Source organism: Paenibacillus sp. FSL H3-0302 (genome assembly GCF_037982245.1).
Lineage (GTDB): Bacteria > Bacillota > Bacilli > Paenibacillales > Paenibacillaceae > Paenibacillus_AQ > Paenibacillus_AQ odorifer.
In genome coordinates, this window is sequence record NZ_CP150284.1 from 4,792,154 (window position 1) to 4,807,954 (window position 15,801).

The 15,801-nt window shown below is 43.1% G+C and carries 13 protein-coding genes; 1 reads left to right on the forward strand and 12 read right to left on the reverse strand.

What is annotated here, in order from left to right; all coding sequences use genetic code 11:
- Positions 1-7 precede the first annotated feature (7 nt).
- The 4 genes from MHH50_RS21325 to MHH50_RS21340 are packed head-to-tail and all read right to left on the reverse strand — an operon-like array spanning position 8 to position 4,944.
- A complete protein-coding gene (locus MHH50_RS21325) occupies positions 8-1,048 on the reverse strand; it encodes an NAD(P)/FAD-dependent oxidoreductase (protein WP_076129508.1) in 1,041 nt (346 codons plus the stop codon).
- Positions 1,049-1,090: 42 nt separating this feature from the next.
- Positions 1,091-2,806 carry an ABC transporter ATP-binding protein gene (locus tag MHH50_RS21330; protein ID WP_076104415.1) on the reverse strand — a complete coding sequence of 572 codons (1,716 nt, stop codon included), beginning with the start codon at positions 2,804-2,806 and terminating at the stop codon, positions 1,091-1,093.
- A 42-nt stretch (positions 2,807-2,848) separates the two neighbouring features.
- Complete coding sequence (locus MHH50_RS21335) at positions 2,849-3,886, reverse strand: iron ABC transporter permease (protein WP_076129507.1); 1,038 nt, start codon at positions 3,884-3,886, stop codon at positions 2,849-2,851.
- Positions 3,886-4,944, reverse strand: a complete 1,059-nt coding sequence (locus tag MHH50_RS21340) for an iron ABC transporter permease (RefSeq protein ID WP_076129506.1) — start codon at positions 4,942-4,944, stop codon at positions 3,886-3,888. The genes MHH50_RS21335 and MHH50_RS21340 overlap by 1 nt, the downstream gene beginning before the upstream one ends.
- Before the next feature lie 213 nt (positions 4,945-5,157).
- Between MHH50_RS21340 and MHH50_RS21345 the strand changes: the two genes are divergently transcribed.
- Positions 5,158-6,165, forward strand: coding sequence for an ABC transporter substrate-binding protein (locus MHH50_RS21345; RefSeq protein ID WP_340033354.1), 1,008 nt, complete (start codon positions 5,158-5,160; stop codon positions 6,163-6,165).
- Positions 6,166-6,253: 88 nt separating this feature from the next.
- On the opposite strand, the gene MHH50_RS21350 is transcribed toward MHH50_RS21345, so the two are convergent.
- The 8 genes from MHH50_RS21350 to MHH50_RS21385 all read right to left on the reverse strand — a co-directional run bounded on the left by MHH50_RS21350 (position 6,254) and on the right by MHH50_RS21385 (position 15,787).
- Positions 6,254-6,475, reverse strand: coding sequence for a hypothetical protein (locus MHH50_RS21350; RefSeq protein ID WP_340033355.1), 222 nt, complete (start codon positions 6,473-6,475; stop codon positions 6,254-6,256).
- A gap of 46 nt (positions 6,476-6,521) precedes the next feature.
- The gene (locus MHH50_RS21355) at positions 6,522-8,483 is read right to left on the reverse strand and encodes an ABC transporter permease (protein ID WP_340033356.1); all 1,962 of its coding nucleotides are present in this window, start codon (positions 8,481-8,483) and stop codon (positions 6,522-6,524) included.
- A 4-nt stretch (positions 8,484-8,487) separates the two neighbouring features.
- A complete protein-coding gene (locus MHH50_RS21360) occupies positions 8,488-9,255 on the reverse strand; it encodes an ABC transporter ATP-binding protein (RefSeq protein ID WP_340033357.1) in 768 nt (255 codons plus the stop codon).
- 133 nt (positions 9,256-9,388) lie between these two features.
- Entirely contained in the window at positions 9,389-10,804 is a 1,416-nt protein-coding gene (locus MHH50_RS21365; protein ID WP_340033358.1) for an MFS transporter, read from the reverse strand.
- A gap of 199 nt (positions 10,805-11,003) precedes the next feature.
- A complete protein-coding gene (locus MHH50_RS21370; RefSeq protein WP_076129500.1) occupies positions 11,004-12,008 on the reverse strand; it encodes a helix-turn-helix domain-containing protein in 1,005 nt (334 codons plus the stop codon).
- 165 nt (positions 12,009-12,173) lie between these two features.
- Positions 12,174-13,277, reverse strand: a complete 1,104-nt coding sequence (gene cheB / locus MHH50_RS21375) for a chemotaxis-specific protein-glutamate methyltransferase CheB (protein ID WP_076129499.1) — start codon at positions 13,275-13,277, stop codon at positions 12,174-12,176.
- Positions 13,278-13,317: 40 nt separating this feature from the next.
- The gene (locus tag MHH50_RS21380) at positions 13,318-14,916 is read right to left on the reverse strand and encodes a methyl-accepting chemotaxis protein (RefSeq protein ID WP_076129498.1); all 1,599 of its coding nucleotides are present in this window, start codon (positions 14,914-14,916) and stop codon (positions 13,318-13,320) included.
- 208 nt (positions 14,917-15,124) lie between these two features.
- Entirely contained in the window at positions 15,125-15,787 is a 663-nt protein-coding gene (locus MHH50_RS21385; RefSeq protein WP_076219667.1) for a response regulator transcription factor, read from the reverse strand.
- Positions 15,788-15,801: the final 14 nt, after the last annotated feature.

A 15,801-nucleotide genomic window follows, 5' to 3' on the forward strand; every position in this document is an offset into this window, starting at 1 on the left:
TCTATCCTTAGTGGTCGTCAACGACTCCAAGCGCTTTATTCTTCTCTTTGAACCGTTCATTGTGAGAAGATACGTAAGCGACTTTGGCCGCGGTTGGGTCTATGTACAGCTTAGCGCTATTAAGCGCCAGAGCCGCATCAGTGAAAGTACCTGCGATCAAACGAACCTTGCTTGCATAATCCACAAAGTCACCTGCTGCAAATATACCCGGAAGATTGGTCTCCAGCTTATCGGTTACATTCGCACACCACTCGCCCATATCAAGACCCCATTCTTTTAACGGACCAAAATCGCTTTTCAGACCATGATTCACAATGACAGCATCCACTTCAAACTGCTCTGTTTCACCTGTCTCTATATGACTGATCGTAACCTGATCTATCGTTTCACCATTACTGCTGTGTAATTGGCTTACTGCATATGGCGCACGGACATTGACTGAGGATTCCTTCATCCGTACAATGTTTTTCTCATGCCCGCCAAACTGTTCACGACGATGTGCAATCGTCACACTTGCAGCGATAGGCTCCAATTCATTCGCCCAATCTACTGCGGAGTTGCCTCCACCGGAGATTAGCACTCTTTTACCGCGGAACGGCTCCAGCTCTTGAACGGTATAATGAAGATTTGTCACCTCATAACGATCTGCACCTTCAATTTCAAGCTTTGCCATCTGCAGAATTCCGTAACCAATGGCCAAAATGACTGTGCGGGTCCAATGTTGTTCCCCAGTAGAAGAGGTCAGGATGTACGTTCCATCCTCTTGTCTCTCTTGATTCATAATTTGCTGACCCAGCACAATAGTCGGATCGAAGGTTTGAGCCTGCTCCTTGAGCTGACCGATTAGTTGATGACAAAGAGTTGGGGTTACGCCTCCTACATCCCAGATCATTTTTTCGGGATAAATAAGCATTCTTCCTCCGAGCTCATCCTTCGCTTCAATTAACTTTGTCTTCAAGTCTCTCATTCCGCTATAAAAAGCTGTATACATCCCAGCAGGTCCGCCACCAATAATGGTTACATCGTATAATTCCAGTTGTTTATTCATTGTGTCCCTCCAAAATTATATTCTAGTGATCCCTTCAGCTACTTAAGCTCCAAACTGCGCTTCATGCAATCGGCTGTAAATTCCGGCAGTCTGCAGCAGTTCCTCATGCTTACCTTGTTCTGCGATGCCACCTTCCGCAACGACAACAATCCGGTCCGCATTTCTGATCGTTGCAAGGCGATGAGCAATAACAAGTGTTGTGCGTCCCTCAGACAACTCTGCGAGCGCCTCTTGTATAGCGGACTCCGTTTCAGTATCCAGTGCAGATGTAGCTTCGTCCAGAATGAGAATCGTCGGATTCTTCAAGAACATCCGGGCGATGGACAACCTCTGCTTCTGACCGCCAGAAAGCTTGACGCCTCTCTCTCCGATCATTGTATCCAGCCCGGCGGGCTGAGATTTAATCAGTTCTTCCAGCTGAGCGCGCCCTGCAGCCTCCCAGATTTCTTCATCGGAAGCTCCCAATCTGCCGTAAGCAATGTTCTCACGGATAGTTCCGTCAAACAGGAATACATCTTGTTGTACAATCCCGATATGGGAACGAAGTGATTCCAACGTCATGGAGCGAATATCTATTCCATCAATAGAGATGTTGCCTTCGCTTACATCGTAAAAGCGTGGCAGCAAGCTGCAAAGTGTTGTCTTACCAGCACCGGATGGACCCACAAGCGCAACGGTCTCTCCTGCTGAAATCGATAAGTTCACATTGGTTAACACCTTTTCTTTATCACTATAAGCAAAAGCTACATCCTGGAAGGTTATATTCCCTGACAGATGAGACACTGGCTTAGCGTCTTTTGCGTCATCAACATCCGGCTCCGTCTCCAGCAGTTCAAGATAACGTTTGAAACCAGCGATCCCTTTAGGATAGGTCTCAATGACCGAATTAATCTGTTGCAAAGGTCCTAAGAAGACATTAGACAACATCACAAAGGCAATAAATTCACCGTAGGTCATCTGCTTCTGGATTACAAAATAGGTTCCGCACACAAGAACGAATAACGAGACCAGCTTCATGAGCACAAAGCTAAAGGATGAATTCCAAGCCATAATTCGGTAGGTCATTAGCTTCGTAATACGGAAGCGTTCGTTATTAACTGCAAAGCGGGAAATTTCATGATTCTCATTAGCAAAAGCTTGCACAACACGAATCCCGCTTACATTGTTCTCTACGCGTGCGTTATAGTCAGCAATGTCCGCGAACATAATGTGGAACGCTTTGGACATTTTGCGACTGAAGTACATGGATAAATAAATCATCAGCGGGACAATTACAAAGGTCAGAATCGCTAATTGCCAATTAATGCTAAGCATGATACCGAATACACCCAGCAGCGTCATCACTGCTATGAATAAATCTTCAGGACCATGGTGGGCAATCTCACCGATGTCCATCAGATCATTTGTCATCCGTGAGACCAAATGGCCTGTTTTATTATTATCGAAGAAGTTGAAAGAGAGCTTCTGTACACGATCAAACAGCTTTTTTCTCATATCCGACTCGATATTAATCCCCAGCTTATGCCCCCAATAAGTGACGACAAAATGCATAAAGGCGCTGACGATATAGATCCCCAGCAAACCGAGGCAAGAATAGAGAATCCATTTCCAATTCCCACTTGGCAGCATATCATCCACTACCCGGTTAACGGCCAGCGGGAAGACTAGTTCCAGCAGTGCAGCAGCAATAGCACAGGAGAAGTCAAGAATAAACAATCCCTTATAGGGTCTATAGTAAGCAAAAAAACGACGCAACATTGTAAAAATTCGCTCCTTCCGGTGAGTGACCATCTTCTTTCATCAAGATTTAGTACGGGCTAGCAAATACAAAAAGTATGGCGCTCCAATTACAGCAACAACGATTCCAGTGGGGATCTCAGATGGCTGTAAGATCCAGCGTCCAATGGTATCCGCTATAATGACTAGCAGTGAGCCGAGCAGCGCTGAGGTTGGCAGCATGAGCTGATGTTTGGGTCCAACTAGCCGTCGCGCCAAATGGGGGCCGACAAGTCCGACAAAGCCAATCCCGCCACTCACAGCAACACTTGCCGCAGCTAGACCAACCGCAGCGGCAAGAAGCCGGAATTGTTCTTTGGTTACAGCAGCCCCAAGTCCTACGGCTGTCTGTTCACCCAAATTAAGGACGTTCATTACCCTTGCTTTATAGATGACATACGGCACGAGAATTACGATCCATGGTAGTAAAGAAAGTACAAACTTCCAGCTTGTGCCCCAAATACTCCCGGCAAGCCAAGTAGCCACAAACTGATACTTCTCCGGATCCAGCCGAAGAGTCAGCACGATCATCGCTGCACTCATTCCAGCTGCAACCGCTACACCAGTCAGCAACAGGCGCATGGGTTTTATTCCTTCATGCCGTTTATAAGCTAAGACATAAATCAAGGCAGCAGTAATTGCCGCACCAACAAACGCTACCATAGGCAGCAGATACACCGGAGCCGCGGTTGCCGTTGGGTAAAAAGAAATTAACAGCATAACCATAATTCCTGCGCCAGCGTTAATCCCTAAGATGCCGGGGTCGGCCAAAGCATTACGAAAGACGCCCTGCATCACAGCTCCGGATACAGCCAAACCTGCGCCTATCAGAACGGAGATCACAATACGCGGTAACCGAAATTGAAACAAGATTAACTCTTGCTTATCCGTCCCTTTACCGAATAACGTATTAAGCAGCTCCATAGGTGTCAAACGTATGTATCCTGTATTCATACTAATAATAAAAGCAATAACAATCAGTACAGCTAAAATAATCATTATAACTAAGCCACGTTTATTTTTGGCGGCTTGGAAGGAATCGAATGAAGTTTTCTCTATCATTACAGTTCCCTCCTTTCTTTACGTGCAAGATAAAGGAAGAAAGGTACACCGATCAGTGCAATAATGGCTCCCAGCGGCGTTTCATTAGGGGGATTAATCATCCGCGCTGTTAAATCTGCAAATACTGCAAGCAGACTGCCTAGAATAGCTGAACATGGAATGATCCATCTGTAATCCACACCTACAAAAAAACGGGTCAAATGGGGAATAATTAGTCCAATGAACCCAACGGCTCCTACTACGGCAACTGATGATCCAGCCAGAATCAATACAATTAAAGTCCCTGCCAGCTTAACAAGCCCTGTGCGCTGGCCTAGCCCTTTAGCAACATCGTCACCTAGGCTGAGCATTGTAATCGACCGGGATAATACCATAGCTCCTATTAACGCCGCTCCTATCCAAGGGAACATGACTTTAAGCTGAATCCATTTCGTCCCAGCCACGCCTCCCGCATACCAGAAAGCCAAATCTTGCCCAATGTGAAAATATAAAGCTACCCCTTCACTCAGTGCTGACAGCAGTGCACTAAAAGCAGCACCCGCCAACACCAGACGTGCAGGAGTCAGCCCTCCCTTGGCCAATGAACCGACCCCATACACAACCCCAGCCCCTACTCCGGCACCAACGAAGGAATATAGGATCAAATACATAAACGATAGGTTCGGGAAAAATGCAAAACAAAGCGCCAGCGCAAATCCTGCGCCTGAGTTAATGCCCATCAAACCTGAATCTGCGAGTGGATTTCGGGTCATCCCCTGCATAATGGCACCCGCAACTGCAAAGCTGGCCCCTATCATGGCCCCGCCAAGTACACGGGGTAATCGTAATTCTCTAATAATCTGATGATCCATGATCTCCGGATTAAAGTGAAACACGGCTGCCCACACCACAGAAAGTTTAATATCAGCCGCTCCGAAGGAGACTGAAACAGCGATACCTAGTGCTAATAGTACCAGACCGCCAACCAAGATTAACGTGGCAGCCCAAGGACGTGAACGGAACTCTTGTATGGCTGACCCTTTATTAGGTCTAATCTTGGAAGATATCTGTTGATTCATGAATGCCACCTTATTTCTATGAAATTGATTCTCATTATCACTATGCTATTGTAAATGAGCCTTCCTAGGTTTGGCAATAGATAGATTTAATAGGAGGCATTTATTTTATTGCATTGACAGGAAATCTAGGATTTGATAAAGTTCAAATTGAAAATAATAGTGATAATGATTATCATTATTATTTATTGGTACATATATATAGGGAGGTTTATCATGCTAAAAAGAAAGACCCTCTTCCCCATCCTGGCACTCATAATGTTATTGTCTGTATTTGTGACAGCTTGCGGGGGAACGAACAATGCTTCATCTAATAAACCAACAGCAACAACAGAAGCAACTACAGCACCAAGCACTGAGCCAACGGCTGCTCCTGAGGCTTCAACTGCTGAAATGCGTAGCTATGAAACCACTAAAGGTACTGTACAGATACCTGTAAAACCACAACGGATTATTACAGATTATTATGGTGGGGAGTTGCTCTCCGTAGGAGCAAATGTAGTAGGTGTCGAACCTAGTACCTTTGATAATCCCTTCTTGAAAGACCTGCTCACAAATACACAAGATGTCGGTGCTCCAGTTAACGCCGAGAAAGCTCTGGAACTTACACCTGACCTGATCGTCGTTATGTACGATGATAACTACGATGCTTTATCCAAAATTGCTCCAACCATTCATATTCCATACGGAACCGCTACAAATATCTATGAAACTGTTAAACTGTTCGGTGACATTGTAGGTGTGCCTGACAAAGCTGAACAATTTATTGCTGACTTTGAGAAAAAGGCTGCTGAAGGCCGCGAGAAGCTTAAAGGTGTCGTAAATGAAAATGATACTTTTGGAATCTATGAGCTGACTGATAAAGGGGAGCTATGGACCTTCGGAAATAATGCTGGCCGGGGTGGACAAGCCCTTTATAACGCACTTAAGCTAAAAATGCCTACTAAGAACAGCAACGACAACCAAACGTTGCAGCTGTCCATGGAGCTATTGCCAGAATATGCAGCTGACTACATGTTCCTCACCACTTATGATCCTGACAAAAAAGGGGATAAGCTGAAAGAACTGAAGGAATCTCCAGTTTGGAACGGACTTGATGCTGCGAAGAACGATCATCTATTTTACAATGATTTTGATACCTACTACCGCTATGATCCGATTGCGATTACCGCACAGATTGATCTGTTCGTAGATATGATTCTTGAACGCAACGGTAAGAAATAAACATAGGCACATACAAAAACACCCCACTTTAGGCACTGTCTAAAGTGGGGTGTTTGGCTATACATAAGAAGTTTCTGTTGAATTTATATCATCTAGTATATTCATTATACTCATCGGCGTTATTTAGTTTTTTGTACATATACTCATCATTTTTAAGCTTATAGAGCTGCCCCATCCCCGCAAATACGAAAAACAGCACCAAAATTAATCCATACGCATAGGTGAATTCACCAATATAAAAGCAAGTGACTATCGCAACAAGGGTCAAGATCATTAATGCGACTGCAATTCTGGAAAAAATCTTTTTCAAATGGAATCCCCCCACGTTTTGTGCACCAATATTATCATATTTGGGATTAAATTGAAATCTCCTTTTGTTCTATTAAAGGAATATCGAGTAGCTGAATATGTGCCAGCATATTGCGAGTGTATATTTTGGTGTATATACGATAAAAGAGGACTTGAAATAAAAGATACGCTCCGCCTACTAACAAACAAAACCACATCGGCTCCAGAGCTGCAGACATTTCAACCCTGGAAGAACTAACAACATAAAAAGAAGACAATGCAATACCTAATGCATACGGGAGAAAAAACAGCACTTTTAAAGGGCCGCCTATAATGCGGGCCACGTCCTTAGAAGTAATTCCAATCTTGTTCAGCTTCCTGAATTTGATCCGCTCACGCTCTAAATCGGTCTGAATACTGAAATGCAGCACTATCCCGGAGGCGCCGAAAAATATTAAACCAACAAATGAAATTACGAAGATTCCAAATCGGCCAGACTCCTGTAACTGTAGATAGTCACTTATTCTAGACTTCGTAGAGAATACGAGGGCCTCTTGCCGCTCATTGCCATACCAGGACTCTGTATTGTCTTTATTATATTTGGCTAAAGCGGCATTTAACTTAGCATCTATATCCGCAGTTTTTTTCCAATCCTTAAAATTCAGGAGCTGAAGATTACCGATCGCTTGTTTATTTTCCGCTTTTAGCGCCATATAATCCTCTTCGTTTACAATGATATGAAGACCATTCATTAGATTCGGCACAGGGTTAAATACCATGTCAAATAGGATACCTTGTGAATACAGCGTATGCTTCCCGGAAGCAAGCATCAGATCAAAGGTGGGCATTTCCGGTCTTTGATTCTTCCACTCTTCTCCTTGTGCAACTATGGCCAGATTTAGAAAGTGATCTTTCTCCACATGATAATCAGTGCCGATTAATGCGTTTATATTCTGGTCCAGAAATATTTTGAAATTAAACAAGTCGATATACTCCAGCTTTTGGTGTGAAAGCAGCGGCGTGGTGCCATGATCCGTGATCTCGCTTAGTATTTTTGGTGAGATGTTATTTTTTCCGAATACTTCTGAATAGGCAATATCATATGGATTGTTTGCAATCGGAATATCCTCAGCATTCCAGGTCAAATAAAAAATAATCCCGCTTAGAGAAATCGTGATGAAAACGAGGAAGGTGATAAGAGAAAGCACTATTTTGGAACGACCAAGGGTATAGATCAAATTGGAACTAAACAGCAGGTGCTTGTGATATGCTTTGCTTGATCGCGATATAAAAAGTTTCAACCAGTCCCCAAGTCCTGACAGTAGCAAATAAACGCCTAACATACTAATCCCCAGATTTATTAACATCATGCGAGCATCGGAAGGGTTGTAATGAGTGAGCATATTATAAACGGAGATTCCCAAGAGTAAAACTCCGATGACCCCGGTGATTTTCCCATGAATCAGGTTGCGTTCTGCGGTTCTGGACTCTTTTAAAAGACGTAAAATACTGTATCGCAAAGTTAGTAGCAAATTGACTGCAATCACCACTATGTAAATCACCGCGAAGAATTTAATGGTATACAGATAACTATCCGGCGTCAGTATAAAAGCACTGTCCCCAATATTTACAAACAGCGAAACAATAAAGAAAAAAATACCGGAGAAAACTGTCCCTGTGCCTAGACCGGTAAGAATCGAAGCTAAAGCAATCATGCTATTCTCGAACAAAATGATTTTGCGGATATTGTGGCTTGTCATTCCAAGTACCATTAATAGCCCAAAGTCGCTTTTTCTGAATTTTAAAAAGGCCATTTGAGCATATACAATAAACAGAACAGCAAACACCCTTATCACCAAAAAAGGAGCATATAAATTACCTGACACCATCCCATTCACTTGATAAGGGTCATTAAAATCAGGATTACTGTACAGCGAATAAAATGTAAAAAAGATCATGACCGTAAAGCTGCTGCATAGGAAAAATAACAAATATCTTCTAAGATTCGCCTTAAATATCTGAAATGCCATTCTCCTAAAGGTCATCTTCTCCCCCTCCAATAAAGGCCAGGTTCTCCAGAATCAGATCCAAAAATGCTCTGCGCTCTTTATTCTCTCTAGCAATCTCTAGTAGAGCCTTCCCATCTTTGATAAAAAGCACCCGATTACAATAGCTGGCCGCAAAAGGATCATGTGTGACCATCACTATCGTTGCTCCTTTTAGAGTGTTGAGCTTGGCGAAGGTCTTCATCACCGTATTCGAGGATTTGGAATCCAAATTCCCCGTCGGCTCGTCCGCAAAAATCACATCTGGATGATTTATAATCGCCCTGCTGATCGCCGCCCGCTGCTGTTGCCCCCCTGAAACCATATAAGGATATTTGTCCTTCACCTCATCCATATCGAATAGCGATAACATCTCATCTGTCTTGGCATTGATATCTTCTACCTCTTGATCATCCAGCACCATGGGCACCATGATATTTTCCCGTAGGGTCAGACTATCCAGCAGATTGTAATCCTGAAAAACGAATCCCATACGCTGCCGGCGAAAAATCGCAAGCTCGTTCTTGGACATCTCACTTATACTAGTATCTGCAATTCTTACAACCCCACTATACTCCGTGTCTATTCCGCTTAGTATATTTAAAAGTGTTGTTTTCCCGCTCCCCGAGGGTCCCATAATCGCCACAAACTCGCCGCTATCCACACTAAGACTAATCCCGTTCAGCGCTCGAAACCGATTCGTTTTGCCTTTGCCTTTATATTCTTTCGAGAGATTATCTACTTGCAGTATGGACATCCTGGCACCTTCTCATTGATAGGTTTGGAGTGAGTTACATTAAATGGAATTCAATCACTCGGTATTACTATAAAGCTAAGAAGAGCGTTCGTTTGTTAGATTGCTCACAGCGTAAAAAAGCAGGATACCTCCTCTATAATTTCCGCTCCCGCAAAAAACAAAGGCAAAGAAAACCAGTAAAAGCAAGTCCACCGATTGCTGCTAATGAGAAGGAAAACGCCCTTACATAATCCGCTAGATCTGCTTCCAAAAGAGAATGCTTTAGCGAAGCGGAGAATAAAATACCGATTAACGCCACTCCTAACGAATTTGCAAAATACATAAAGGTAGTGATCAAGCCTGAACCCGTACCCGTGATCTTTGTGGGTACTGAACTAAGCGTAACGTTGACTAGAGGTGTAGTAGCCATTCCGAGACCGAAACCATATATCAATAATAGTAGGATATTACGAGGGTCTAGCAGCTGCGTAACGTCCACATTTAGCTCTAACATAAGCAGCAGACTACAGCTCCCCATCATCAGCGCTCCTATCTTAAGTACACTCATCCCCCATCTTTTGACCATTCGAGAAGAGATTAGGGAAGTCAGAAAAAAGCCTATCCCTATAGGCAAGAAAACCATACTGGTATCTTGAACACTATAGTGCAAACCAAATTGCATATAATAGCTCAAAATAAAAAAGAAAGAGAACATACTTAGATAAAGGACAAGAACGGTTGCCAGACCAGCGCTAAATGTTCGATCTCTGAAAATAGACAGATCGACTAACGGTAACGTCCCCTGCTTTCCCTTTCGATTTTCAACCCAGATAAAAGTAAACAACACGAAAAGAGCTAACATTAGACAGCCAAAAATCCACAACGGCCACCCTTGTTTTTGTCCCTCTGACAACGGATAGATCAACAGGAACAAACCGATCAGCAGTAGGAAGCTTCCAGTCCAATCAATACTGCCCGCCTGCTCAGCCCGTGTTTCAGGTACAATCGGCATTAACAGCAGGACGAGAAGTCCAAATGGCACATTGAAAAAAAATACTGTCCGCCAACCGAGATCGAACGGATTCCAATTCACAATAGTACCTCCGAGGATGAATCCGAATGCAAATCCAATGCCAATCATGGCGCCGTAAATGCCGAAAACAAGCCCTTTTTCCTTTGGCAGAAAACTGACCTGCAGCGTAGATAGAACCTGAGGTTGAATAAGCGCCGCAGCCAATCCCTGCACAATCCGAATAACAATCAGAAGTGCCGGATCTGAGGTCAGTCCGCCTAACACTGCCATGACCGTAAACCCGCTCACCCCGATCATCAACATCCGTTTTCTGCCGTATATATCCCCAAGCTTTCCGCTAATAATCAACGCCACAGCTAATCCTAGCGAAAATCCGGTAACGATAAGCTGTGCTTCCGAAAAGCTTGCGTTCAAGCTATATTGCATAGATGGAAGCGCAACTTGAATCATATAAGTATTTAATGAAATAAGTAATGTTGGCAGTAAAATAACCCCCAGCGCATACCACCTGCGTGAATCTACTTGTTGTTGTCCCATTGTATGACCACCTTTTTATCTGCAATCTATGAAATTATTATCATTTAGAGTGGTCTTTTTCTCTACCTGTTAAGGGAGGTTCACTCCTTGATAAGGGAGCAAACACAAAAAAACCTCAAGCATGCAGAAGATAACGTTCGATTCCGAACCCTATGTTCTAACACTTGAAGCTTTAAGCTTTCTGCATTTACAAATCTTCCTACAGCCTGTTTCGTTCCAAACTCTGTTGTTCGATACGTTTTAAGTATTCGCTTGGATTGCAGCCATAATGCTTACGGAAGGTCGTCGTGAAATTGCTGACATTGCTATATCCGACCGAAACAGCTGTTTTCCCTATATTCAAACCTTCAACCTCCATATACCAGAGCGCTTTCTCCATCCTTTTTATACGTACAAGCTCGAAGATCGTCATGCCAAATAATTCGCGGAAGCCTTTTTTCAGCTTGAATTCGTTGATACCTACCCGCTTAGCCAACTCACGTATAGATAACGGTTGTTCGAAATGGATTTGCACCAATTCATGTACCCGCTTCAGATTAGTAATATCATCATGCCGCAGCGTCATACTATCGCTAATAGAACCGTAACCATCAGACTCACCAAACAAAGCAATAAATTCAAGGGCTTTGCTCTCCATATATAAACGTCTCAATGTTCCATGATAGGTACAGTGGATCATTTCGGAGACACATTTTCGGATTGCCGCAGTATCTGGATAACGATCAATATTTCCACGATGATGTCTAAGCCAGGTTTCCATTTGCTGTGTCTCCGATAAATCTCCGGCGTAATTCAGCAGTTCACTAGGAGCAAACCGTATTTCCAGCAATTGATTGGGGACACCTGCTTTTTTCTCTTCATACACCTGAACATCCTCTAGAAAAAGGACATTGCCCATTTGTTTATCCGTGTAACTTTCCTTGCCGTTCCATTCGCAATAGATTTCTCCGCTTAGATTATAGCTTAGTTCAAACAACGGACAAGCTTCTTGAATGTGGAGCTTCATATCCTGTTCGTAAGTTATGTCCGTATACATAATCTCCATACCTGGACGAATCCGTGTACGGGTGACGCTTCCCTTACCAATATGTGAAGGAATAGTAAGCCGCTGTTCCCATTGGTTATGTTCAACATGCCCCTCTATCCGTTCTGTAAATTGATCAAAAAGATCATGAATTTCCATATTCAATATATTTAAAGTCATCGCAAACCTCTCCTTCTTCGCTCCTTGTATACGATGAGTTACATGATCTCTACTCTTGCTTCGTAAATGATAATTGTTATCACTTGAAAGTGTCAACATGAAACACAAAAAAGCATTGGCGGATTTTATCCTGCCAACGCTTTTTTAGTAGTAAAATAAGACCCTTCAAACCGATGGAAATGCATCCCTCCGGTATCTCAGCTCCCCCGTAACCTCCATAATCTTCGAGGCTAACAAATGCGAGGGCAGCTCGTAATCCACACAACCCAGCTTCGCGGCTGCTTCAGGCATTTCACTTTCAATAGAAGTTTCTTGCGATTCTACTAGCGTTGATTGGGCGCCAGCGTGTTTAGCAGCCAGCATCCCTTTGGCGCCATCACTTCCCATTCCGGTCATTAGGATTAAATGCTGCTGTAGACCAGTTAGTGCAGATATAGACTCAAACAAGATATCGACCGAAGGACAGTGTCCATTCACTGCAGGCTTTTTCATAAGTTTTATTCTGAGATCCTGCCCCTCCTGAATAATGGTCATATGAGAATTACCTGGAGCGATATAGACGGTTCCACCGAGCACCGATTGCTTGTCCTTGGCTTCCACCACCCGTACACTTGAGAACCGATTCAGTCGTTCCGCCAATGCTTTTGTGTACTTAGGTGGCATATGTTGAACAACCAGCAGGGGATACGGGAAGCTCGCCGGGAGCGAGGAAATTAAGATTTCTAATGCCTTCGGCCCCCCTACTCCGCATCCAATTCCCACGATCTGCTCAATAACTTCTGTACATCCACTCTTAACGTTGTTTTGTTTCTCTTGTCGAGCTTTCACTTTGGAGATGTTTATATTGTTAAGAATAAGAGTTCTTAAAGGAATTTCAGCGGCTTTCTTAATTTTGAATAATAACTCATCTTTTATGCTGTATAGACCAGGTCCATAAGATTGAGCCGGCTTGGATATGAAATCCACTGCACCATTTTGTAAAGCAGTAATGGTTGCTGTTATTCCATCCTTTGTAGCGGAGCTCAGGATAAGTATAGGTGTTGGCCGCTGAGACATTATGCTTGTGAGTGCTACCAAACCGTTCAATTCCGGCATTTCTATATCTATAGCCACGACATCGGGCCTGAGTTTTTGAACCATGCTGATCGCTTCGGATGCATTTCGAGCTACTCCAATGACCTCGAGGCTTGAATCCTCCGAAATTAGGTTCGAGATCTGTTTACGCATGGTTACTGAAGCAGCTACAACGAGCACCTTTATTTTTTGCACTACTTCTCCTCTCCTATCAATGATAATACCCTGACACTGTTTATTTAACTTTAAAAATAGATACCAGACTATTTAACTCTTCTGCTAGCTGAGCCAAAGCATTGGCGGTCGTTGCCGTTTCACTGCTGCTTGCCGCCATTTCTTCAGTTGCGGCGGATATGCTCTCAATTGAGAACATCACCTCAGACGATTGTGCGGCCTGTTCTTCACTGGCAGCTGCAATTTCTGTTACTTTATGAGCGGTATCGTTCACCATCGTAAGGATATGTTCAAAGGCTTCTCCATTTTTTTGTGAAAAAGCTACTCCTTCTACTACAGCATTTACACTGTGCTGCGTATTCTTCTGCATTTCTTTGATAATGCCCGTGATTTGTTTCGTAGCCCCACTGCTCCGCTCAGCTAACTTTCTTACTTCATTCGCAACAACGGCAAAACCTCGACCTTGTTCACCTGCGCGGGCCGCTTCTATCGCTGCGTTTAGGGCAAGCAGATTTGTTTGTTGGGCAATATCTTCAATCACCGCGATAATCTCACCAATCTTATCGGAGTCTTCCGCAAGTCTAGACATTTGTGTATCCAGTACTGCCATTCCTTGTACGGAGTTCTTAACCACGATCCCTCCATCTTGAGCGATACGCATCGTTTGATCTGAAAGCTCAGAAGCCTGTTCAGCACTCTGGGCTACTGAATTAATCGCCGCAGATAATTCTCGGAACAACTCATTCATCGTTTGTGCTGCACTAGCTTGACTCATACTTCCACTAGCTACTTCCTCTGTACTTGCTGAGATTTGCTGTGCAGCAGCTGAGACACTTTCCGCAGAAGAGGAAATGCCGCTAACAGTGCGTCTTAGGTTCAGAACCATTTCATTAACAGAATAAGCTAGCATTCCAATCTCGTCCTTAGATTCCAGATTCGACGTTTCGCTTAAATCACCATTAGCCACTTTACCTAGCAGGCGCATTACTTGATTTAGAGGCCGTGCTATGATCTGCGATATTAGAAGACCCAGACCAATACTGATGAGCAGCGCAACAATAGTAACGCTAAACGTAATCAAACGAGAGGACTGATAAAGGTCATTGGCATTAACAATCGAACCTTGAGCCTGCTTCATATTGATGTCTATTAATTTTTGCAGAAAGTTAGTCAGCTCTGTTGTGGCTGTTTGCAAATCACTTTCGCGCAAATAATTTGTATATTTCTCATTACTAATATTTGTTTTATCAATTTCAATAGTATCATCAAGACTTGTGATATAACGTTGCCAGATCTCAGGATAATCTTTCATTATCGCCAATTCTTCTTCCCTCAACGCAGTCTTGCTATATTTACCCATGATCTCTTCAATACTTTGAACGTTTTTATGTATTTTATCTTCGTATTCTTTCTTTTCTGCCGCTGTTTTAGCCATCGTGTTTATATCACGGATATTGATTCTATTTGTTAAAAATAGTTCATTCGCTTCTCCTAGATAAGCTATAGGTGTTAAGCGATTTTCGTACATGTCCACGATAGAGCGGTCCATCTTACTCAAATTCGTAATTCCATAGAATCCTACAAAGCACAATATTGCGGATACTAACAGAAATGCGGAGATTAACTTCACTGCTGTCCTTAAATTATAAAACCACTTCATTTTCCTCAGCCCCTCATTGGCGTTAGTCATTTTTTAGTAATTCTTAGGAACTATTTCATCATATACGGTAAGCAGATTAAGGTAACCGAAAAAAAATAGCGCGACCACGCAAAAATATTGCGTCGTCCCGCAAAAAAAGCGCAGACCAAAAAATCCCGCCTCACAGCACCGTGAACGGGATTTTGATCTATTTGTTTGTTACGAATTTTCATAGTGAATTGTTGAAATCGGACTCCTTCAATATGCCCAGTCGTTTAGCTTTTATTGCCGCTTCAATTCTTGATTTCACATTTAGTTTTTGGAACAGACTCGTTAAACTGTATTCCAGCGATCGTTGACTCATAAGTACAATCTCTGCTATTTCCTTGTTGCTTTTTCCTTTTGCAATCTCTGTCAGCATTTCATGCTCTTTTTTGCTTATCTTCGGGTTTGCTTGGTCAATATTAATCTCCATTCCTTTAGGTGATACTTTTCTTAACTGTTTAACTAGGGTATGAGGCAAAATGACATCTCCCCTTAAAGCACAACGCACTGCTGCAACCAACTGCTCTCTATTGGTCGTTTTTGAAATAAATCCAAACAAACCCGATTCGATCATCAAGTTGAATTTGTTTGTAATTTCGTATCCGGTGTAGATTAAGATAATCGCGTCTGCGTTTATTTTTAAGACTTCCTTCGCCAAATCAATCCCATTCCCATCAGCGATATGAAGATCAAACAGCATCACGTCAAACGTATGGCTACCCACCATGTTAAGCGCCTCATGGGCTGAATTGGCTAGGGTAACCTCCATATCTCCCTCTTGTTCCAGTATCATCTTAGTCCCTTCCATGACAGAGGGATGGTCGTCCACTAACAAAATTCGAATCATGCCTAATACACCCC

Excerpts from the sequence above, each read along its gene's own strand:
- MHH50_RS21330 (WP_076104415.1), bottom strand. The coding sequence starts at position 2,806 with ATGTTGCGTCGTTTTTTTGCTTACTATAGACCCTATAAGGGATTGTTT.
- MHH50_RS21325 (WP_076129508.1), bottom strand. The coding sequence starts at position 1,048 with ATGAATAAACAACTGGAATTATACGATGTAACCATTATTGGTGGCGGA.
- MHH50_RS21345 (WP_340033354.1), top strand. The coding sequence starts at position 5,158 with ATGCTAAAAAGAAAGACCCTCTTCCCCATCCTGGCACTCATAATGTTA.
- MHH50_RS21355 (WP_340033356.1), bottom strand. The coding sequence starts at position 8,483 with ATGGCATTTCAGATATTTAAGGCGAATCTTAGAAGATATTTGTTATTT.
- MHH50_RS21385 (WP_076219667.1), bottom strand. The coding sequence starts at position 15,787 with ATGATTCGAATTTTGTTAGTGGACGACCATCCCTCTGTCATGGAAGGG.
- MHH50_RS21380 (WP_076129498.1), bottom strand. The coding sequence starts at position 14,916 with ATGAAGTGGTTTTATAATTTAAGGACAGCAGTGAAGTTAATCTCCGCA.
- MHH50_RS21335 (WP_076129507.1), bottom strand. The coding sequence starts at position 3,886 with ATGATAGAGAAAACTTCATTCGATTCCTTCCAAGCCGCCAAAAATAAA.
- MHH50_RS21340 (WP_076129506.1), bottom strand. The coding sequence starts at position 4,944 with ATGAATCAACAGATATCTTCCAAGATTAGACCTAATAAAGGGTCAGCC.
- MHH50_RS21360 (WP_340033357.1), bottom strand. The coding sequence starts at position 9,255 with ATGTCCATACTGCAAGTAGATAATCTCTCGAAAGAATATAAAGGCAAA.
- MHH50_RS21370 (WP_076129500.1), bottom strand. The coding sequence starts at position 12,008 with ATGACTTTAAATATATTGAATATGGAAATTCATGATCTTTTTGATCAA.
- MHH50_RS21365 (WP_340033358.1), bottom strand. The coding sequence starts at position 10,804 with ATGGGACAACAACAAGTAGATTCACGCAGGTGGTATGCGCTGGGGGTT.